At 43.1% G+C, this 20487-nt stretch carries 21 protein-coding genes and 2 tRNA genes; 14 read left to right on the forward strand and 9 right to left on the reverse strand.

Going from position 1 to position 20487, the window contains the following annotated elements; translation table 11 throughout:
• Positions 1–28: 28 nt before the first annotated feature.
• From rimP to tpiA, 5 genes are all read right to left on the reverse strand, one after another.
• The gene (rimP, locus tag AAEY72_RS05545; RefSeq protein WP_010197742.1) at positions 29–529 is read right to left on the reverse strand and encodes a ribosome maturation factor RimP; all 501 of its coding nucleotides are present in this window, start codon (positions 527–529) and stop codon (positions 29–31) included.
• 449 nt (positions 530–978) lie between these two features.
• A tRNA-Met gene (locus AAEY72_RS05550) sits at positions 979–1055 on the reverse strand.
• 126 nt (positions 1056–1181) lie between these two features.
• A tRNA-Leu gene (locus AAEY72_RS05555) sits at positions 1182–1265 on the reverse strand.
• A gap of 142 nt (positions 1266–1407) precedes the next feature.
• The gene (gene secG / locus AAEY72_RS05560) at positions 1408–1716 is read right to left on the reverse strand and encodes a preprotein translocase subunit SecG (protein WP_010197739.1); all 309 of its coding nucleotides are present in this window, start codon (positions 1714–1716) and stop codon (positions 1408–1410) included.
• Between the two features lie 214 nt (positions 1717–1930).
• Positions 1931–2731, reverse strand: coding sequence for a triose-phosphate isomerase (tpiA, locus tag AAEY72_RS05565; protein ID WP_194620583.1), 801 nt, complete (start codon positions 2729–2731; stop codon positions 1931–1933).
• 732 nt (positions 2732–3463) lie between these two features.
• On the opposite strand from tpiA, the gene pilB reads away from it, so the two are divergent.
• The 4 genes from pilB to coaE all read left to right on the forward strand — a co-directional run bounded on the left by pilB (position 3464) and on the right by coaE (position 8370).
• Positions 3464–5170, forward strand: a complete 1707-nt coding sequence (gene pilB, locus AAEY72_RS05570) for a type IV-A pilus assembly ATPase PilB (protein ID WP_352309754.1) — start codon at positions 3464–3466, stop codon at positions 5168–5170.
• A 237-nt stretch (positions 5171–5407) separates the two neighbouring features.
• Entirely contained in the window at positions 5408–6631 is a 1224-nt protein-coding gene (locus AAEY72_RS05575) for a type II secretion system F family protein (RefSeq protein ID WP_010197733.1), read from the forward strand.
• Between the two features lie 25 nt (positions 6632–6656).
• Positions 6657–7559, forward strand: a complete 903-nt coding sequence (locus tag AAEY72_RS05580; protein WP_352309756.1) for a prepilin peptidase — start codon at positions 6657–6659, stop codon at positions 7557–7559.
• Positions 7560–7683: 124 nt separating this feature from the next.
• Complete coding sequence (coaE, locus tag AAEY72_RS05585; RefSeq protein ID WP_352309757.1) at positions 7684–8370, forward strand: dephospho-CoA kinase; 687 nt, start codon at positions 7684–7686, stop codon at positions 8368–8370.
• Here the strand turns inward: coaE and rlmB are convergent.
• Together rlmB and ppnP are read right to left on the reverse strand one after the other, a co-directional pair.
• Positions 8333–9103, reverse strand: coding sequence for a 23S rRNA (guanosine(2251)-2'-O)-methyltransferase RlmB (rlmB, locus tag AAEY72_RS05590; RefSeq protein WP_194620578.1), 771 nt, complete (start codon positions 9101–9103; stop codon positions 8333–8335). The genes coaE and rlmB overlap by 38 nt on opposite strands.
• A gap of 198 nt (positions 9104–9301) precedes the next feature.
• Positions 9302–9637 (reverse strand): pyrimidine/purine nucleoside phosphorylase, encoded by a 336-nt coding sequence (gene ppnP / locus AAEY72_RS05595; RefSeq protein ID WP_010197725.1) that lies wholly within the window; start codon positions 9635–9637, stop codon positions 9302–9304.
• A gap of 639 nt (positions 9638–10276) precedes the next feature.
• Here ppnP and recN point away from each other — a divergent pair.
• From recN to AAEY72_RS05640, 9 genes are all read left to right on the forward strand, one after another.
• Complete coding sequence (recN, locus tag AAEY72_RS05600) at positions 10277–11956, forward strand: DNA repair protein RecN (protein ID WP_352309759.1); 1680 nt, start codon at positions 10277–10279, stop codon at positions 11954–11956.
• 167 nt (positions 11957–12123) lie between these two features.
• Positions 12124–12687 carry a YqgE/AlgH family protein gene (locus AAEY72_RS05605; protein WP_352309760.1) on the forward strand — a complete coding sequence of 188 codons (564 nt, stop codon included), beginning with the start codon at positions 12124–12126 and terminating at the stop codon, positions 12685–12687.
• A 104-nt stretch (positions 12688–12791) separates the two neighbouring features.
• On the forward strand, positions 12792–13322 hold the full coding sequence (gene ruvX, locus AAEY72_RS05610) for a Holliday junction resolvase RuvX (protein WP_502945353.1): 531 nt from the start codon (positions 12792–12794) through the stop codon (positions 13320–13322).
• Positions 13323–13400: 78 nt separating this feature from the next.
• On the forward strand, positions 13401–13880 hold the full coding sequence (locus AAEY72_RS05615; RefSeq protein WP_189583652.1) for a hypothetical protein: 480 nt from the start codon (positions 13401–13403) through the stop codon (positions 13878–13880).
• A 74-nt stretch (positions 13881–13954) separates the two neighbouring features.
• A complete protein-coding gene (gene tusA / locus AAEY72_RS05620) occupies positions 13955–14281 on the forward strand; it encodes a sulfurtransferase TusA (RefSeq protein ID WP_240216351.1) in 327 nt (108 codons plus the stop codon).
• A 127-nt stretch (positions 14282–14408) separates the two neighbouring features.
• Complete coding sequence (locus AAEY72_RS05625) at positions 14409–15635, forward strand: methyltransferase (RefSeq protein WP_352309761.1); 1227 nt, start codon at positions 14409–14411, stop codon at positions 15633–15635.
• A 38-nt stretch (positions 15636–15673) separates the two neighbouring features.
• Positions 15674–16612: a site-specific tyrosine recombinase XerD gene (gene xerD / locus AAEY72_RS05630; RefSeq protein ID WP_352309762.1), complete on the forward strand. Its 939-nt coding sequence runs from the start codon at positions 15674–15676 to the stop codon at positions 16610–16612.
• A 44-nt stretch (positions 16613–16656) separates the two neighbouring features.
• On the forward strand, positions 16657–16995 hold the full coding sequence (locus tag AAEY72_RS05635; RefSeq protein ID WP_352309763.1) for a DUF3817 domain-containing protein: 339 nt from the start codon (positions 16657–16659) through the stop codon (positions 16993–16995).
• Between the two features lie 86 nt (positions 16996–17081).
• Complete coding sequence (locus AAEY72_RS05640) at positions 17082–18449, forward strand: hypothetical protein (RefSeq protein WP_352309764.1); 1368 nt, start codon at positions 17082–17084, stop codon at positions 18447–18449.
• Between the two features lie 21 nt (positions 18450–18470).
• Here the strand turns inward: AAEY72_RS05640 and AAEY72_RS05645 are convergent, their stop codons facing one another.
• Together AAEY72_RS05645 and AAEY72_RS05650 are read right to left on the reverse strand one after the other, a co-directional pair.
• Entirely contained in the window at positions 18471–19043 is a 573-nt protein-coding gene (locus AAEY72_RS05645; protein WP_352309765.1) for an IS630 family transposase, read from the reverse strand.
• The gene (locus AAEY72_RS05650) at positions 19015–19326 is read right to left on the reverse strand and encodes an IS630 transposase-related protein (protein ID WP_352309766.1); all 312 of its coding nucleotides are present in this window, start codon (positions 19324–19326) and stop codon (positions 19015–19017) included. The genes AAEY72_RS05645 and AAEY72_RS05650 overlap by 29 nt, the downstream gene beginning before the upstream one ends.
• 531 nt (positions 19327–19857) lie before the next feature.
• Here AAEY72_RS05650 and AAEY72_RS05655 point away from each other — a divergent pair.
• Positions 19858–20466, forward strand: coding sequence for a class I SAM-dependent methyltransferase (locus tag AAEY72_RS05655; protein ID WP_352309767.1), 609 nt, complete (start codon positions 19858–19860; stop codon positions 20464–20466).
• Positions 20467–20487 lie beyond the last annotated feature (21 nt).

Raw genomic sequence — 20487 nt, forward strand, 5'->3', positions numbered from 1 at the left:
TGAATTGCGTTACCATTGAATATTGAAATTAGACATCTTCATAAATCAAGTTGGCTTTATCAATGTTACTCAAAGCAATCTCAAACTGTTCACCATCGGTAGACGTCAATTTTAAAGACGTTGCATCGATACTGTCTAAAGTACCTGTTGCTTTGCGGCGTTTTTTATCGCCTTCACCAATGGCTTGTATCAAGCGCAAGCTCACAGTCTGACCGACGTAATCATACATTTGGTCATCTGAAAAGAACGCCCGATCAAAACCAGGTGAGGAGACTTCTAAAATGAACTCACCAGCAATAGGATCATGCACCTCTAGGATGCCGCTTACCTGATGGTTAACCGCCGCACAGTTTTCGATACTTACCTGCTTATCCTGTGCTTTTTCTTCAGGTAAAGCTTCAATGTAAATACGCAATAACGAGCGATTACCTTGTGGGGTAAACTCTACGCCCCACAGCGCCACATCACATGCAGCTACCGCAGGGGCAATAATAGTAGTTAGTTCTGCAACTTTAGTCGAAAGCTTCATAATTTATTTATATCTTCCTATTTACTTATCTGTCGTACTTAATGAACCACATTATTTATTACTTTTTTATTTGCGCGGCTCACAGCAATCGTTAGGTGTTTTATCTATTATATAATAGCACTAGCTCAGTATTATATTCGGTTAACATCTACTATATATAAGGACATTACCTAGGAACATCAAGCTCAGCTGATGAATGTGCTTATTATATATAAAGCAAAATGATCAATAAAAGAGTATGAAGTAAAAGGCAGCGTCGCTTGCGAATAGTCACGCAAGTGGCGGTAAGTAGATGAATAGTAAGTATAGTACTCTATGGGCATAGAGCTTAGCATAAGTAGGGCAGATACCGCGACAACCCTGACTCACAGATACAAAAAAACCCACAAACATAATGGTGGGCTAATCGGCACTGACAAATTTAGTGTACAAAACATCAGTATAAAAAGTGGTAGCGGGGGCTGGATTTGAACCAACGACCTTCGGGTTATGAGCCCGACGAGCTACCAGACTGCTCCACCCCGCATCAATCTAGAACGCATATTATAGGGAGGTTTCGTAGAAGTGTCAATACTTTTTTTAAATAAATTCTAAATTAAGTATTCTCTACTAAAAAATCCAACCTGACGCTATATGCTACGTCTATAAAACTTGGTGCGATTGGGGGGACTTGAACCCCCACAGCTTTCGCCACCACCCCCTCAAGATGGCGTGTCTACCATTCCACCACAATCGCATTTTGCTACTCTGTTCTCTAACGTTTAATCTACCGTAAATGATGCTTAAGGTAGGCATCAATAGATAAGGTCTTGCGAAAACAGAAAAGCATTGTAAATCTAACGTGCCAAAATAGCAAGCACTGCCTACTTAAAAGACACTTACTCAGGATTTTGCGTTAATGGGCGCGGCGTTTGCGGAGCTGAAACAGGAACATCTAAACGAAACTGATCTTCTGCCTGCTTACGTGCATGAACAGCAAGGGTCATACTGGTGATAAAAAATATGACTGTCAATACTGCAGTCGCACGTGTTAAAAAGTTGGCAGTTCCTGCGGCACCAAATACCGTACCTGACGAGCCAGCACCAAAAGAAGCCCCAGCATCTGCCCCTTTACCATGCTGTATCAAGATCAAGCCGATCATGGCAATCGCCACGATAATATGCAGGGCTAATATAAACGTAAACATGGTGGCCTCTTTTGCCGCGTAATGACGACAGATAACGGAAAATAAATCTTAGAGTTAATAGTGGTAGCAACTAACTTGTAATGCTGCCAAATCGATTATATAAATAAGGCGCATTGTACACGATTGCAAGGGCACTGTTAAACCTACTTTTGCCAACTGATAAAGACATTTTTTAGACAAGTTAGCGATTAAATCGCTGTTTCATCACCTTACCCTAACCAAGCGCGCGACTAAAAGCGTTGGCAATCATCAGAAAACTGTCTGCTTTTAATGAAGCACCACCAACCAATGCGCCATCTATCATGGGATCTGCCGCAAAACTATCGGCGTTATCAACATTGACGCTACCACCATATAGTACAGTCATTGCTTCTAACGACTCAGCAAAGCCTGTGACGGTTTGCTTAATATGTTGATGCGTGGTGCTAACCTCTGCTACTGTTGGCACTTTGCCCGTCCCAATCGCCCATACTGGCTCGTAGGCAATGATTAAGCGCTCAGACAATGAAGCAGCAAGCTCGGGCTGTTGCGCAAGTAAATCCTTTACAACCGATAATTGAGTATCAATGACCGCCAGTGTTTGCTTATCGTCATATTGTGCTTGGGTTTCACCAATACAAAATACTACGCCTAAATTTTGCGTCAACGCATGAGTCAGCTTTTGCAGCAAGCTTTCATGAGTCTCTTGATGGTATTGACGGCGCTCAGAGTGACCAAGTATCGTCCAAGTTGCGCCAGCATCAGCAACTTGCTGCGCAGAACAATCCCCCGTATACGCACCAGTGTTCGCGCTATGCGCACTAATATCTTGCGCGGCACACAGCACTGAGGTATCTTTTAAGCGGGCGCTGACAGCAGCTAAGTGAATACAACTGGGAGCCACCATTAACCTGCAGCTATTTTTGACCACTTGCTCTTCAGTATCAACTGCAGTTAATAAGTTGTCTAGTAGCGCATTGACGTCGTGGCTCGTTGCTGGATTCTGCTTCCAATTGCCAATTACCCAAGCTTGCATACTCATCTACCTTGTCTCATGTATTCCTGCCAATTTGGCTTATATGCGCGCCAGTATAACAAATATTTCACAAGTGCTATAGTATAGTGCGACCTGCAGCAGAATGGCTTTTATGGCCATCCTGTTTTCATTGTATTTTACTCAGTTATGGCGCTCTGTAGATTAATGCCTCATGGTCTAAGTTAAGGGCGAAATACTTTAAATAGCAGCATACCTTATATATAGTTCCATCTTTATATAGTTCCATATTCTATATATATAGCTTTTGAAAAACATAACCGTTAAAACAATATCAATTCCACACGGTGTTATTAGGGTCTGTTGAACATTCAAATGTGGCACTGGCAGTGGCTATTTTTTAGACAATACGCAGTGAAGTTTTTGACGCCTAGTCATTCTAGGTTAGACAATTTCGCCATGTATTGGCAAAAAATAGCCCTGCCCTGAAAGGCTGATGCTAAAATCACCCCAAGCGTTGTTGTAAACATAGCTAAGGTCTCGACATTATCGTCGGTTTACGCCTAATTTGATGCGATTTTAGCGATCAGCAGTCCTAATATTTGAATGTTCAACAGACCCTAATACTAAAAAATGGCAGCCGCTTAAAATTATTTATCTCAAACGGTTACAACAAGCATTAGCGATAATTAGTGATAAAAGGCTACTCATGAAAACTATCAATGCCTAGCAAGCGGATTTTAGCAAAACATTCGATATCAAAGAGAGGTTATTATGTCTATTACAGCCAATAAATACGGTGGTCTAGCCCAGCAGCTGATTAACGAAGGTGTCGTGAGCGAAGCGCATATGAAAACTGCGCAGACGGAATCACAGCAGCAGCAGATCGGACTCGTGCCTTATTTGGTAGACAATAAATTGGCCAATGCTTATCAGCTAGCACAAATGCTGTCTCAAGCTTTTGGTGATCCACTCTTTGATCTTGACGCGATCAGTTTGGATGTCATTCCAAAAGACTTGGTCGATGAAAAAATCGTGCGTAAGTTTAATGCATTGCCTCTCTTTAAACGTGGGCAGCGCTTATTTGTCGCCTTAAGCGACCCAACCCGTATAGATGCCATTGATGCGATTGCCTTTAACTCTCGCCTCTCTATCGAAACCGTCGTCGTCGAAGAAGATAAGCTCAAAAAACGCATTGAAAATCTTTATGCCGATACCATGCAAAGTTTTGATAGCTTTTCTAGCAGTGACTTACATGTGGATTTTGATGATGGTGAAGAAGAGGGTGAAACTGAGCTTAGCGACAGTGTTGAGGAAGCACCGGTAGTAAAATTTGTCAATAAAATGCTGGTCGATGCCATCCGTATGGGTGCCTCAGATTTACATTTTGAGCCGTATGAAAAAACCTTTCGTGTCCGCTTTCGTGTCGACGGTGTCATGCAAAAAATGGCCAACCCACCCGTGCAACTTGCCAGCAAAATCGCAGCGCGGCTAAAAGTAATGTCACAGATGGACATCTCAGAGCGTCGCATACCGCAAGATGGACGCATCAAGCTTAAAATATCTAAAAATAAAGCCATCGATTTCCGGGTCAACTCATTACCGACCCTGTTTGGTGAAAAACTTGTGTTGCGTATTTTGGATCCGTCATCCGCTATGCTTGGTATCGAAGCCCTTGGTTATGAGCCGGACCAACAAGAAATGTTTTTGGAAGCTTTGCATAAACCGCAAGGTATGCTGCTGATTACTGGACCGACGGGTTCTGGTAAAACGGTATCGCTATATACCGGCATTAACATTTTAAACACGGGTGCAACGAATATCTCCACTGCCGAAGATCCAGTCGAGATTAACCTCGAAGGCATTAATCAGGTCAACGTGAACGCTAAGGTTGGTCTGACCTTTGCCAATGCTCTGAAGTCATTCTTGCGTCAAGATCCTGATATCGTCATGGTGGGTGAGATTCGTGACCTTGAAACAGCAGAGATTGCGATTAAAGCCGCGCAAACGGGACACATGGTACTTTCAACTCTCCATACTAACTCAGCACCAGAGACGTTGACCCGCCTACGCAATATGGGTGTGGCTTCCTTTAACATTGCCACGTCAGTAAACTTGGTCATCGCCCAGCGCCTAGCAAGGCGCTTATGTAAAAACTGTAAAAAACCCATCAACGTCCCACGGCAAAGCTTGCTTGAGCTTGGCTTTAATGACACCGATTTAGACAACCCAGACAATGTGATCTATGAACCGGTAGGCTGTAACGAATGCCGTGAAGGCTATAAAGGCCGTGTGGGTATCTATGAGGTGATGAAAGTCAGCCCTGATATTTCGCGGATTATCATGGAAGATGGCAACGCGATAGATATCAAAGATGCCGCCCTCAAAAATGGTTTTCGAGACTTGCGCCGTTCTGGTATTTTGAAGGTATTGCAAGGCGTGACCAGTATTCAAGAGATGATGCGTGTCACCTCTGAATAATCGTAAATGCTAAAAGTAGAAATAACGGTGGTAGAAATTTCAGTATCGATAGCTTTTAGATTTAATAGATTGGCTTTTATAAATGAGCAATAATATCCACTCAGATGTACTTAAAAATAAAACAGAGTTATACTGGTTTTTTACGTTAAAATAAAGTATGCCATCTTTGTGTAATAAGTCTGGCATCGTTGTACATCTTTGCAATATTTATATTAGACAAATTTTGAGGGTATTATCATGGCAAAAGCAAAGACCGACATGCTGTTAGACTTTGTCTATGACGGTGTAAATCGACGCGGACAAAAAGTAAAAGGTGAAACGACCAGTCGTAGCTTAGAGCTGGCAAAAGCTACTCTGCGCAAACAAGGCATCACCGTCAAAGGTATTAAGAAAAAACCGAAGCCCCTTTATACCTTTAAAAAGTCTATTAAGCCTATTGATATTGCCATTTTTTCTCGGCAATTGGCAACCATGATGAAGGCTGGCGTGCCATTGACTCAATCCTTTGAAATTGTCGCCGACTCCCTCGATAATCCTAGTATGAAAGAGCTGGTCTTGCAAATAAAAGCTGATATTGAAGCCGGCAGTACTTTTGCCTCTGCCCTGCGTAAGCATCCTCGCTATTTTGACGATCTCTTTTGCTCGCTCGTTGACTCTGGAGAACAGTCGGGTGCGCTTGAGACCATGCTAGAGCGGGTTGCCACCTATAAAGAAAAAAGTGAACTATTAAAAGCCAAAATCAAAAAGGCGATGAAATATCCTATTGCGGTCATCGTTGTTGCCATTATCGTGACTATAATTCTACTTGTAAAAGTAGTCCCTGTATTCTCTGGATTATTTGAATCATTTGGCGCGGAGCTACCAGCATTCACCCAAATGGTAGTAGCCATGTCTGAGTGGATGCAAGCATGGTGGTTTGTTTTAATTATTATCATTGGTGGGGCGATTATTGGTTTTTCAGAAGCCAAAAAACGCTCTAAAAAATTCCGTGACCTTTTAGACCGCGCAGTGCTAAAAGCTCCCATATTTGGCAACATTGCTTATCAAGCAGTCATTGCTCGTTTTGCGCGTACTTTATCTACCACTTTTGCCGCTGGTGTACCACTTATTGATGCCTTAGACTCAACGGCGGGAGCGGCTAATAACGTCGTTTTTTACAATGCTATTCAGCAAATAAAAAATGACGTATCTACTGGTCAACAACTACAGTTTTCTATACGCTCTACCAATTTATTCCCAAGCTTAGCCATTCAAATGGTCGGTATCGGTGAAGAGTCTGGTAGTTTAGAAGAAATGCTAGATAAAGTAGCAGTCTATTACGAAAACGAAGTCGATAACGCCGTTGATGGATTAACCAGTTTAATGGAACCTTTAATTATGTCAGTACTGGGTGTATTGATTGGTGGCTTGGTGATTGCGATGTACTTGCCGATTTTCCAAATGGGTGCAGTAGTAGGTTAAAGATGACGGAAAGGAAAGCTACTTAATGCAATTTATAGAATTACTACAAAGTAATATGGCGGCAGCATTGGTCGTATTTGGTCTGTTGGGCCTTTGTGTGGGCAGTTTTTTAAATGTGGTGATTCACCGTATGCCGCTGATGATGGTCTATAGCTGGCGTCAAGAATGCAGTGAATTTATGTCTCAGCAAGCAGACATGCCGCAAGAGCATACCATACCACTGACCAATATCGTCGCAGCGGATACCCCTATTACGTTGAGTCGACCAGCGTCACGCTGTCCTCACTGCACGCACAAAATAAAGTGGTATGAAAACATACCCTTAATAAGCTGGCTGCTGTTACGTGGGCGCTGCTCAGACTGTAAAGCTCCTATCGGCCTGCGTTACCCTGTGGTTGAGCTAGTGACTGCTTTACTGTCAATATTGGTCATTTATCAGTTTGGGGTCAGTGCCGCTGGGTTATCAGCCTTAGTTTTAGTATGGACATTGGTTGCGCTAACTGGTATTGATTTTGATACCCAACTACTACCAGATCGCCTAACCTTTCCTTTAGCGGGCTTAGGATTGGCCGTCAATTCGCAAAGCTGGTTTGTCTCTCCAACTCAGTCTATTTGGGGTTTATTGTTTGGATTTTTATCACTATGGATAGTGGTCAAGGTATTTTTCCTCATCACCAAAAAACACGGTATGGGACAAGGCGACTTTAAGCTACTAGCGGTATTGGGTGCTTGGCTTGGGCCCATGATGTTGCCATTGATTATTTTACTGTCTTCCCTACTCGGCTCAATCGTTGGGATTATCTTGATGAAGAAACAAGGTGAGAGCAAGCCGTTTGCCTTTGGCCCTTACATCGCTATCGCTGGTATTGTTGCTTTATTATATGGCTCAGATATCGTCAACTGGTATCTCGGCATGTATACTTACTAGATTGTCTTAGAAAGTGTTTTGATCGCTCCTCTTAAAACAAGCATCAAATCTTAAAATAAGCATCAAAATACTGTCTCAACTTACAACCATCACTGTCATTATATCGAGTAGATAAGTCATTATTATGTCAAAACAAGCATCTTCACCTTATTCTTATGAGCCTCAGACCCCGCAAAAGAAAAGCAAAACGTTAGTCATTGGCTTAACCGGAGGCATCGGTAGTGGCAAGTCTGCTGCCAGTGACTGGTTCGCTGAACAAGGCATTGATATTATTGATGCGGATGTCATTGCTCATCAGGTCGTTGCTAAAGGCAGCTCAACCCTACGCAAAATTCAGAAGAAGTTTGGTAATTGGGTATTAAATGACAATGGCGAAATGGATCGTGCCGCCGTGCGCACCCATGTGTTTACCCACCCTGAGGCACTCATTGAGCTAGAGGCGATTACCCATCCAGCGATACGTGAAACCGCAAAATTACAGCTGGCCGCCAGTACCTCACCTTATGTGGTGTTGTCAGCGCCACTACTTATTGAAGCGGCGGAGGCGGGTCTGGCTAACTTGTGCCAGCGTATTTTAGTCATGGACGCCGCGGTAGATACTCAGCTGGCCCGTGCCAGCCAACGAGATGAACAAAGCGTACAAAAAATTAAAGCCATTATGGTCAATCAGCTAAGCCGCGAAGAGCGTAATCAACACGCTGATGATGTCGTGCTTAATGAGGGTAATCTGGCTGATCTCTACCTAAAATTAGAGCCGCTACATCAGAGCTATCTTACGCTTGCCCAGCAGCTAAAGTACGCTGCCGATTAACCTCATACAGCGCCATGCCCGTAGCAACACTTACATTTAGACTTTGTAAGTTGCCATGTTCATTGCCTGACATCGGAATATAAACCAGCTCATCACAGCTCTCTGTCGTCAGGCGGCGCATGCCCTCTCCTTCTGACCCCATAATCATCGCCGTCTTGCCCGTCAAATCTGCCTCATGTATCGGCTTCGCCTCTGCATTGAGTGCCGTACCGAATACAAAAACACCTGCATTTTTAATTTGCGATAGTGTACGTGCCAAATTGGTGACGCTAATAATAGGCATCATTTCTGCCGCCCCTACCGATACCTTAGCAACCGTAGGCGTAAGGCTAGCCGCATGATGTTTCGGACAAACCACCGCATCAACACCCATCGCGACAGCAGTACGCAAGCACGCACCAAAGTTATGTGCATCAGTGATTTGATCCAAGACCAATAACAAGCACTGTTCGCGGCCGATAATAATATCAAGCAAGCCTTCATCAGCGAAACCTAACGGACGCGCATTCAGCACCACGCCTTGATGCTGCGGACTGCCACACAATTGCGTGAGCTTGTCTTTTTGCGTCGGTTGAATGCTGATGCCATTGTCTGCTGCCTGCGTCATAATCGCTCGGACATGACTGTCACTCTCGCGACCTTGCTGTACAAACAAGCTAAGGCCATCAAGAGGACGGTGTTCGAGTAACGCGTCAATAGCATGAATGCCATAGAAATAAATGGGTTTTGCCATAATAGGACTGCCGATTATAAAGTGGGTATCGCACACTGCGATAGAAAGGGGAAATATGACGATAATTGTAGCAACTAATCAAGAGCTTAAAAAATAATGTTACCAAAAAAAAGAAATAAACCTTATCGCAAGATTTATTTCTTTTTGAGGGCTTAGGCGTTATAAATTGTCTTTTAAAAACTTTAACTTGGGATAGTCTCAACCTTCTAAATGACAGATATACTGCACGATTTCCTCTGTGCGTAAGTTAAAACCACTATTGCCTTCAACGACGAATGATTGTCCCGCACGATAGTAGCTGAATTCTTCATCACCATTTATTTTGACTTCACACTCGCCGCTGATGATCTCAATACGTTCGGAAGTGTTAGTACTGAAGTGATAATGCTCAACCAAGTTGTCGCAAGGTAAGATCACACCTAATGTTTTATGCCGACCATCCTCAAACATAATGGTATGGCTTGAGCAACGACCATCATACGATATCGTGGCTTGGGCGTTGACTGTTACACTGGTAAATTGCGCCGCTGTCATAGTGGCTTCCTTATCAAATAATTATTGCCAAACTAAAAAATAAGTAACGAATTTAATTGCTTACTCTACCTAGGTTGTACTATTCATTTGCGATATGGTAACAACACGTCATGACGCACAATGATTAAAAATCTAGTGGTAAGAGTTTATCATTATGTGAGATTATGCTACCACATTATATCTATAAAGTTTGTTACAGCGGCAATGAAAATTTTATTTGGTTTTTGGGTTAAAGAATGCTTGATGATTCATGCTTAGATTATCGGCTTGCGCCTATAGGACTGAAGCGTTGAGCGCTATTATTGCTGATGCGCTACTATACTGACACCCTGCTATTACAGTGACTCCTAATTAGGATTATCCTCCCTATTATTGCCGTTACAAAGACCATCATTAAGATAGTAATCACAGATTTATCATAAGCTTAATGGATTTTTACGACAGTCTTTTTAGATTTACTTACAGGATTTAATGGCTTTAAAATTTGTATTTAATGGCATTTAACATCATACTATTTGCCAACCATATTTGTCTCGCTAACATTATCAACTGAACGACTTCATTCCTTTATTTATCCTATTTTAGATATGGCCTCTTATGATTTCATGCGAGGTCGACTGTCTGTCATGAGAGGCGTTGATGCTTGTATCATTAACTTTACATCAGTTTGCGTTGATCGCTCAGCATGAGTTGAGTGTGGCTGAAGGCTTTAATGTCATCACTGGTGAAACGGGCGCTGGCAAGTCGCTATTACTGGATGCGCTATCTTTATGTGCAGGCGAACGTGCAGACAGTGCGATGGTCAGACATGGCGCGGCGCACGCTGATATTTATGCCCAGTTTGATGTGGAAAATAACAGCGTCGTCGCCGATTGGTTTGCCAAAAATGACCGACCATTAGAAGAACCAGAAGTATTGATTCGTCGTCAGCTCAGCAATACCGGACGCTCAAAAGCGTGGTTGAATGGCACGCCAGTCAGTTTGGCTGAACTGAAAAACCTTGGTACGTTACTGGTTAATATTCATAGCCAACATGCTCAGCAAGCGCTCCTTAAGCCTCAGTTTGTGGTGCAATGGCTTGATGAGATGGCACAAATCACCCCACTTGCTGCACAAACGACCAGCAGCTATCAAGCTTATCAGCAGCTTAAACGCCGTGCGGATGACATTGCGAGCCGTGAGGCTCAGCGCCAAGACCGTATGCAATTATTGCAGAGTCAACTAGCTGACATTGCGCCGTTATTGGCGGTTGATTATGCAGAAGTCGAAGCGGAGCACGAAGAGCTGTCTAATATCGAAGCCTTGATGATCGAGGCCAGTCATGGCTTGCATCTGCTTGACAATGACACGGATGAGCCAGATGTCATGACCTTGCTCGGGCAAGCGATTAAGCTTTGTGATAACCAAATGAGCGTCAGTCAAACCTTTGAGCAAGCCTCCGAGCAGCTGCATTTAGCACAGCAGCAAATCACTGAGGTAACAGGCTTACTGTCAGATTATGCTGAACAACAACTGCCCGACCCTGAGCGTTTGCAAACGCTAGACAGTCTTATCAGCTTAGGTCACCGCTTATCTCGTAAACATAGCTTGCCAGCGAGCGACTTAATCGAGGAAGCCAAAGGTTGGGAGACGCAATTAGAGCAGCTAGAAAACGAGCCAAGCAGCGATGCCATGGCAGTGCAAATTGAACAGGCTTGGAAAGATTACCTTGCGCTAGCAACGCAGCTAAATAAAGAGCGCTCAAAAGCTGCGCCCACTGTCAGTAAACAACTGGTTAAACAGTTGCAACCGCTAGCTTTGCCCAATGCGCGCTGCGAGTTTGTCTTTACCAAAAAGACCGAACCTAGCCAATATAATGCGCAAGGTTGCTATGATATTGACCTATTATTTAGCGCCAATGTCGGCATGCCAATGCAACCACTACATAAAATCGCTTCAGGCGGCGAGCTGTCACGAATGGCACTGGTGATGCAGGTATTACAAGCAACCAATGCTGACAGTAATGCTGCCAAGCCCATGCTGGTATTTGATGAAGTCGATGTCGGTATCAGTGGCGGCACGGCGCAAGTGGTCGGTGAGCTGCTGCGCGCGCTTGGACAGACGCAGCAGTTACTGGCCATTACCCACCAAGCACAAGTTGCGGCGCAAGCGCATCGGCATATCTTGGTACAAAAACACCATGACGAGCAAACCGAAAGCGAGCTATTAATACTGACCGATAGCGCGCAAATCGATGAGCTGGCACGCATGTCTGGTGGTGTGATCATCACTGACGTTACCCGCGACCACGCCCGCAGTTTATTAACGGACGTTAAGTAAAGAACCTTGTCGTCATTAGGGCGTGTCCTCATTTTAAAAATGAGGACACGCCCTAGCGTCTCATAACCGCTAAATATTTGCTTTGGTTGATTTTCACCTCAGTATCGCCATATAGTGGTGTGTCATCTCTGTTATTTTACCTTTAATACTAGGTTGCGTTTGTCTCTATGTCTAAAGCCAATTTGACCCATCATTTCTTAATCGCGGCACCAGAACTGTCAGACCCAAGGTTTGAGCAGGCGCTGATTTATATTTGCCGTCATGATAAACACGGTGCACTCGGTCTGATGGTCAATCGTCCATTAGAGCAGGCACGCGTGGGCAAACTGCTAGAAGATTTAGACATTGAAGTCACAGATGCACAAGTGATGGAAGATGTGGCATTAGAAGGCGGCCCGATGTATCCCGAGGTTGGATTTGTGCTGCATACGGGTCAACCAGAATGGGCCTCGTCTTTTGCTATATCAGAGAATGTCTGTATTACTACCAGCCAAGATATCCTCAAGCATATCGCCGCCGGTCAAGGCGTTGGTCATTATCAGCTGTGCTTGGGTCATGCCAGCTGGGGTAAAAAACAGCTCGATCAAGAGCTTGCTAGTGGCGACTGGCTCGTCTGTCCTGCTGATCTGAATTTATTGTTTGATACGCCATTTGAAGAACGTTGGCAAATCGCCGCTGATAAGATTGGTGTTAACTTTGACTACCTTAGTAGTGATATTGGTCATGCTTAATGATTGGTTATGATGGTTAAATTATCCGTTTAAATAAAGCCGCATTCAAATTAAAGCCGTTAAGCCAAATGAATCACGCCCAACAGAAACAGGAAGCGCGCATAATGATGGTAGAGTCTGATACTAGCACTGAAATCGAAACTGCTGACACTGCTGTGGTGGAACCAGTTATTAAGCCTCATCTTATTTTGGCGCTCGATTACGGGGTTAAAAAAATGGGGATGGCGCTAGGCAACACCATTACTGAGACTGCGCGTGCCTTTGATATTTTAGCCATGAATAATGGTCAACCGGACTGGGATAATCTGCTAGGTATTATCAAAGTCTGGGGTGTAACAAAAGTGGTGGTGGGGTTGCCGCTTAATATGGATGGTAGCAGCTCAATGCTGTCGAAGCGTGCGCATAAATTTGCCCGTCGCTTAGCGCATCGAGTTATGGAACAGCATCTGCCGGTTGTCGTAAGCCTCTGTGATGAGCGCCTGACCTCAGTAGCGGCGCGTGAGATCGCGTGGGATAATAGTTGGATTAAGCACGAACGCGACCCAATCGATGACATCTCTGCCTGTATTCTGATGTCGACTTACTTTGCTGACCCGAGTAGCAGTATCGCCATCGACGCCATCAAAGCCGATTAAATCAGCGACAAGCCTGCTATTGAAACAGCGCCAATTTCTGACATATCGTCACTCTACACGGATAAATGCCTGATTATTATGACCACTGTCTCAGACCACTCTCTGCAAAAAAAATCGCAACATGGTTTTGCGCCGCTTGCCATCGCTCGTATCAAAGGCGCACAGCGAGCGAATCAAATAGCGATTTATCTTATTTATGCCGCCATTCTCGCCTTTGTGGTCTTTGGCACCATTGCCAGTATCAAAGCCTTTCATGACAATCAGCTGCTTTATCAACTTTTCTATAACCTGCCCTATGCCTTGGTTGCGCTCACGATTCCTATTACTATTTATGATGCGCTGGTGATTTATCGTTATCGCTTAAACCAAGCGTCAATGATTGCCATGAGTATTGGCGTCTCGACCATTATATTGATTGGTGGATTATTATTCGCTGATACCGCTTGGTTGGGGTTGTCCTGTTGGCTAGGTGTGGCGTTTTTATTTAAAGTGAGCTTTAAGCGCTTTTTTAATTTTTTAGAAGTAGAAAAAGACACTGAAATCGCTGAAGAAGCGTAAAACATGCTTATAAAAATATACTTATAAATGACGCAAAAACCTTTCACCTTATACTATCGATTTGAATGACTATTATGAGCACTTCTACCACGCAAACGACGATCAATCATCATTTAGATACTCAAGGGCTGATCTGCCCTGAGCCTGTCATGATGCTGCATCGAACCATCCGCAAAGCCGATGCTGGCGAGGTGATTGAAATACTCGCTACCGACCCAGCCACCACTCGTGACATTCCTAATTTCTGCCGTCATTTGGGGCATGAGCTTGTCCAGCAAGAAACGCTGGCTGAAAATGTAGATCTAAGTATCGATCCCGATGAAATAACGGTCGCTGGCGATGAGGATGCACCAATCAGCGCCACGCTTTATCGTTATTTGGTTAAGAAAAAGAATATTTGAACGCATTCAATTAGCTCTATATAGAGTCTGTTTGATGATTCAAATGTGGAACTGGCAGTGTCTTAATAGCATCAAGATATCTTTGCTTTGTACCAAACATACCATTCACAAATTAAAGGTAGATAACGTGTTACTAACCGAAAAACAGTATGTGCAGTGGCTCGAAAACAAAGACGGAAACGACGTTTTCCATAATGCCCGCTGGTTATCGGAAAGCAATCATCTACCGCCTGCGCGTATTGTATTGGTCGATGACAAAACGACCGCAGATGAGGCCTACCGCTTGGCTTGCGAAGGCACGTCACTGCTGTGGCGTGGTGACTTTCATAATGCCAAGCAATTACTACAAGCCCTCGCTCGGCGCATCGAGCGTACCAATGAGCGCTCCGAGCAGCGCAAAATAAAGAAAGCGGCTAACAAAGCAGCCAAGTCTACAGCAGAATCTGATTCAGCCAGCTCTAAAGAAATACCCAACCTATTTCATCAGCAGCGCCAAATCCAAGCTCAACGCTCGCGTATATTAAGCCGTTTGCTACTAGAGCTTGATGCCAATTATGTCAGCCAGCTACGCCGCGCCCCTGATGTCAGTGCGGCCTGCACATCAGCTTTTGGCCAGTTGGATAAAACGATAGACGAATCATGCGTGCTATCATTTCGTGATTTGCAAGGGGCGCTTGGTGCAGCGCAGTGGCGCGAAAAAGGCGTCCCAATTGAGAGCCTAGGTCTATCGATATTCCCGCATTATGGTGTCTTTGCGCCAACCCGTCATGAGTATGTACCGCTATTGCTTGATGCACCACTGCCAAAAATTCATGAGGTTGCTTATGATATCGGTACTGGCACTGGTTTACTGGCCGTTATCTTAGCGCAGCGTGGTGTTCCGCAAGTGATAGCAACGGATTTGAATCCACGTGCTTTGGCTTGTGCCAGCGAAAACTTTACACGCCTACAATTAACTAACGTACAGTTGCAGCAAGCAGATTTGTATCCGACTGATGCGCCTCTCGCCAATCTGATTGTCTGTAATCCACCTTGGTTACCTGCTAAGCCAAGCTCGCCTTTAGAGTACGCCGTCTATGATGCCAATAGCGCGATGCTGCGTGGATTTTTGCAGGGTGCGAAATCTCATTTAGCTAAGCAAGGTGAGCTCTGGTTGATTCTGTCGGATTTGGCGGAACATCTACACCTACGTACTCGTGATGAGTTATTGGGTTGGTTTGCAGATAGCGGTTTGAAAGTAAAATATCGTCTCGATACCACACCTAAGCATGGTCGCAGCCAAGACGATACCGATCCTCTATATGCAGCGCGTAGTGCGGAAATCACTTCTTTATGGTGCTTAGAACCTGCCTAATATTTAATAATTGAGCATTATTTTATGAGCCATCACTTATGAGTCGCGACCGTGCCGTGCAACAGCGCCAACCCAAGGCGCTGGCAGTAGACGACGAACCAACTTATATCACTGAGTTTCGTCAAGCGATGCTGGCGCGTGGTTTAGCAACACGTACGCGTAATGCTTATGTGCGCGATTTGCGCTCTTGCGAGTTGACCAATCCTATCGCCCTGACCCGCTGGCAGCCTGATGACGTGCTGCACTGCTTATCAACCCTTACCCAAGAAGGCAAAACCCCACGTACCCAAGCACGCATGCTCTCAAGCTTGCGTCAGTTTTATCTATGGATGATTGCCAGTAATCTACGCGAAGACAACCCTTGCGAGCGTATCAAAAGCCCTAAACTTGGGCGTCCACTACCAAAGGACTTAAGCGAGGGGGATGTTGATAATCTACTCGCTGCACCCGATACCAGCACCGCGCTAGGACTGCGTGATAAAGCCATGCTAGAGGTGCTATACGCCTGCGGTTTGCGTGTCAGCGAGTTGATTAACCTGTCATTAGAGCAAGTAAATCTAAACTCTGGCTGGTTACAAATCACTGGTAAAGGCAATAAAACCCGACTGGTGCCATTGGGCGAATATGCAAGCGATGCGCTAGAGGATTATCTGACGCATGCTCGTGGTGATTTGATTGCGCATTTGAAATCAGGAAATTGCCAAGCGGTGTTTTTAACGGCTCAAGGCGGTTATATGACAAGGCAGAACTTTTGGTATTTGCTTAAAAAGTACGCCAAAGTTGCTAGTATCGATAAAGAACTATCGCCGCATACCCTTCGCCATGCCTTTGCCACGCATTTGCTCAATCATGGCGCGGACTTACGTAGCGTGCAGTTGTTGCTTGGGCATAGTGATTTATCAACGACGCAGATTTATACCCATGTGGCGACGGCAAGATTGCAAAAATTGCATGCGGAGCATCATCCGCGCGGTTAAAATTAAAACTGACTATTTATTGATGATTGTAAAAGGAATAAAACGTGTTGCAAGCTCAGCCATCTACTCTGCCTACCCTAACAAAAGGGCAAAATTCCGCACTCAAAAACCTGACCATCATGGGTTACTTAGAAGGCACTTCTTTTTTATTATTGCTTGGTATCGCCATGCCACTAAAATATATGATGGGTATTCCTGAGGCAGTGAAATATATCGGTATGGCGCATGGGGCATTGTTTATCGCCTATATTTTGATGCTATTGATTGCAACCAGCAAAATAAAAATGCCACTATGGGCAATGCCTGCAGGTGTGCTTGGCTCATTTTTGCCATTTGGGCCGTTTGTGTTTGATCATTTGTTGAAGAAGAGGTTGAGAGGGTAACCCACCTTTTTTGATTGTGTTAATTTTAGATTTGGTGGGTTACGCATCCGCTAGCTCACCCTGCGCGCTTATAGGTAGGGTAAAACATGCTGACTGTAAGAGAAATAAGAGACATTTTAAATTATAATTTTGTGTGGCCGATAACTAATGGCAAAATCTATCAACTAAATAATGATAAAGATAGTATTTGCTATGATAATTTATGTGGCGAGCTAAAATTTAACGAGAACAATCAGTTAGAGTTCTATGTTGAGAAGGAAATTAGCTATTCTGAGCAGAAAGCTTTATATGAACAACAAGAGCAAATAGCATCTAGTCTGCAAAGTGGTAAGATGTATAAGCAGTTTCAATTTTCTAAATTAGAATTCACTGATAAAAAAGATCGAGTTTGGATTTCTAGCAGGATTCTAACTATCAGCGGGTTAAAAATAAATTCTAGAAAAATTATCATTAGTTTAATCATTGATAATATTAACCTGACCAATATTTTTCGTAATAACAGCTCTCTACATTCTTATTCTTCTGATGAAGTAAATATTATTCCTAATGATTACTCAAGAACTCTCACTGGGCAAAACAGGTTAAACAAATATGAGTTGAAAATACGAAATACCTCAGTTATTCAAATAAGAAAGTTTGAAAAAAACTATATATACTCGATATATTCGAGCATTGAGTCAAAGGCAGTAATATTTCGTATATATCAACTAGCCAGTGAAGCAATAAACATTATCAGTTTTCACTTAATAAACTATACTATAGAAGAGAAATATGACGAGATATCTGATTCGATTACCTTGCAAATCAATAGTTATGGAAAGAACCGTAGCCATTCTTCAAGTTTAATACCATCTAGTCATATCGATAATAAAAATATTGATAATTTTATATCGAATTATATTAATTATTTTTTAGAAAACGAATCTAAACTTTCAAGTCCTTTATATACATGGTGGTATCGCTTATATAACTATAAAACAGATATTGAAAATAATGTTCTCATTTTAAGTGTTGCAATTGAGGCATTGAGTTTAAAATATGTAAAAGAAGTTCAGAATATCGATCAAATTTATGACTTTCATGATATAAAAAAAATAGGAAAACTTATCAAAGATTCAGATGCTTCTAAAGATCTAAAAACCAAAGTTCAAAAATATGTTGGTAATTTAAACTCTTCTAGCAAACCTATCGTTTTAATTCTTAAAAATTTAGTAGATTTAGATATTTTAAGTCAAAGTATGCACTCTAATTGGCAGGCTATTAGAAACGAATCAGCGCATGGGATTGAAAGAAAATTAAGCTTTGAAGATGAAAGTTCCTTAGAAAAAATACTAGATGACTCAAATTTTTTAGAGGAAGTTTTTTTTAGATTGATATTTCATATTATAGGATATACAGGAGAATTCTATCAATTTTCTCAGTATGGATATCCTATAACTAGTTTAAGAAATTAGATTGAATGAGTAAGCTTATAGTCACTGCACTATAAAAGAGTTATGACTTGGATGAATATCATAAAACAATTTAGATAAGTCATTTTCCATCCAGCCTTGTCGTAGAAACTTCACTTGAGCCCACTTCTTCTCGACGGGATTTAGATCAGGGCTGTAGGGTGGTAGCCATAGAATACGATGTCCATGTCTGTTGAGTAGTTTTTGAATACGCCTATTTTTATGAAAGGCAGCGTTATCCATCACAATCACGCATTTTCTTTTAAGCGTTGGTATTAGTATGAACTTGCACCAGTGATAGAAAATCTCTTTATTAATGTTTGTTTTTAAGTAGTCGAGTGCAAAGAGCATTTTGCCATATAGTGCACCAATGACATTGGTTCGATCTTTAGCTTGCCAGTTGTAACTGTCAATACAAGGGCTGCCAATGGGTGCATAGCCACAAGGGCGCACCGTTTCACTCTCAAAGCCACTTTCATCCATGTAGACAATAGCAAAGCCTTGAGAGATGAAGTGGTTGAGTTTTTTTAGGTAGCGAGCTCTCTTTAGGGGACAAGCTTTGGGATGCTCAAGTGTCTTTTTTTTTGCTAATACCAATACGCTTTAAGGCTTTACTGATGCCTGTTGGGCTACAATTAAAACGCTGTGCCCGCTCATAGTGGTAATCGTCAGGGTGGTCTTTGACATCTTGAGCTAAGGCTTCATCCTCTATTTTGTAGGGCTTAATATCTCGAGTGGTTTTACTGTGAAGCCGCTTTTTCCACTTCTGGATAGTCGTGGGACTGATATCATAGAAAACAGCAGCTTCAGCAAAGGTCATGCCTTCATCTAAGCTTTTCATGACTTGTTTGCGATAATCTAGGGAGTAAGTCATGGTCATTTATAGTGATAATCATTTAGTTGATTTACTTTATAACATTTTTGGAGTCAGCTGACTATAACGTTTATATAAGGTGGGTTACGCATCCGCTAATCCACCCTACGCACTACGTACGCTTAAACTGTGTTTATTGTAAAATTAATTTTAACATGACAACTCATTTGCTGGGCTAAACAGCCCAGCCTACATCAAAACTCGCAATCATAAAATAGTCACTTTGCGGTGCGGTTTAGCCCTGACTGGAGCAGTTATCCTGTCATGACTGCTAGGTTGCAAAGGCTTGGTGGGTCAGAATGTCGCGGTAGCAGCAACCTGACCTGCCTATAGCCGTGCCCTAGCAGATATGGCAGATAATAGCGGACGGCAGGATCAGCTCCCATCACAATTTTTGCAATAACGACTTCCCACAATACAATTCTACTAATCCATAGCTGCAAACCCGCCCTTTTCTCGTTACAATACGCGTATAACGTGCACGCTGCATAACTGAGCAACGCACCGCCTTTTATTTATCCATTATTCGAGAATCCTATGAGCCATAGACCCCCTGCTGACCTGTTGAAAAGTGCCCAACATTGGCGCGAAGACATTAACTTTCGCCAAGATGTGCTAGGCAAGCCGTTTGATTTTTCGACCACGTGGGGTATTTTTTCACCGCAAAAGCTCGATGATGGTAGCTTGATGCTACTCGATTATGTGGATTTTCAAGCGGATGATGATTCGATAGATTTGGGCTGTGGCTATGGCGTGCTTGGTATGACGGCAGCGCGTGAATGTCCAAACGGTCTGCATACGTTGATTGATAAAGACTTTATGGCGGTAGAATATGCGCGCCTGAATTGTGAGAAAAACGGTCTGAAAAATGTCGATGTACATTTATCAAACGGCTTCAATCATGTGGCAAAAGACAAAGACTTTAGCCTTGTGATGTCGAACTTGCCAGCCAAAGTGGGTAAAGAGCAGCATTATCTATATTTCCTCGATGCCTATGCGCGCATGCGTAAAGGTGGCCGCTTTTATGTGGTGACAATCAATGGCCTACGTCAGTTTGTGAAGCGTTCATTTACCGAAGTGTTTGGCAACAGCGAAAAGATCAAACAAGGCAAAACCTATACGATTACCATGGCGACCAAAGACTAATACCAAACGCCAAAAATACGA

Source organism: Psychrobacter sp. W2-37-MNA-CIBAN-0211 (assembly GCF_040309405.1).
GTDB classification, from domain to species: Bacteria; Pseudomonadota; Gammaproteobacteria; order Pseudomonadales; family Moraxellaceae; genus Psychrobacter; species Psychrobacter glaciei.

Bases quoted from the DNA above. Each gene is read 5' to 3' on its own strand.
- rimP (WP_010197742.1), bottom strand. From the start codon at position 529: ATGAAGCTTTCGACTAAAGTTGCAGAACTAACTACTATTATTGCCCCT.
- secG (WP_010197739.1), bottom strand. From the start codon at position 1,716: ATGTTTACGTTTATATTAGCCCTGCATATTATCGTGGCGATTGCCATG.
- tpiA (WP_194620583.1), bottom strand. From the start codon at position 2,731: ATGCAAGCTTGGGTAATTGGCAATTGGAAGCAGAATCCAGCAACGAGC.
- pilB (WP_352309754.1), top strand. From the start codon at position 3,464: ATGTCTATTACAGCCAATAAATACGGTGGTCTAGCCCAGCAGCTGATT.
- AAEY72_RS05575 (WP_010197733.1), top strand. From the start codon at position 5,408: ATGGCAAAAGCAAAGACCGACATGCTGTTAGACTTTGTCTATGACGGT.
- AAEY72_RS05580 (WP_352309756.1), top strand. From the start codon at position 6,657: ATGCAATTTATAGAATTACTACAAAGTAATATGGCGGCAGCATTGGTC.
- coaE (WP_352309757.1), top strand. From the start codon at position 7,684: ATGTCAAAACAAGCATCTTCACCTTATTCTTATGAGCCTCAGACCCCG.
- rlmB (WP_194620578.1), bottom strand. From the start codon at position 9,103: ATGGCAAAACCCATTTATTTCTATGGCATTCATGCTATTGACGCGTTA.
- ppnP (WP_010197725.1), bottom strand. From the start codon at position 9,637: ATGACAGCGGCGCAATTTACCAGTGTAACAGTCAACGCCCAAGCCACG.
- recN (WP_352309759.1), top strand. From the start codon at position 10,277: ATGCTTGTATCATTAACTTTACATCAGTTTGCGTTGATCGCTCAGCAT.
- AAEY72_RS05605 (WP_352309760.1), top strand. From the start codon at position 12,124: ATGTCTAAAGCCAATTTGACCCATCATTTCTTAATCGCGGCACCAGAA.
- ruvX (WP_502945353.1), top strand. From the start codon at position 12,792: ATGATGGTAGAGTCTGATACTAGCACTGAAATCGAAACTGCTGACACT.
- AAEY72_RS05615 (WP_189583652.1), top strand. From the start codon at position 13,401: ATGACCACTGTCTCAGACCACTCTCTGCAAAAAAAATCGCAACATGGT.
- tusA (WP_240216351.1), top strand. From the start codon at position 13,955: ATGAGCACTTCTACCACGCAAACGACGATCAATCATCATTTAGATACT.
- xerD (WP_352309762.1), top strand. From the start codon at position 15,674: ATGAGTCGCGACCGTGCCGTGCAACAGCGCCAACCCAAGGCGCTGGCA.
- AAEY72_RS05640 (WP_352309764.1), top strand. From the start codon at position 17,082: ATGCTGACTGTAAGAGAAATAAGAGACATTTTAAATTATAATTTTGTG.
- AAEY72_RS05650 (WP_352309766.1), bottom strand. From the start codon at position 19,326: ATGACCATGACTTACTCCCTAGATTATCGCAAACAAGTCATGAAAAGC.
- AAEY72_RS05655 (WP_352309767.1), top strand. From the start codon at position 19,858: ATGAGCCATAGACCCCCTGCTGACCTGTTGAAAAGTGCCCAACATTGG.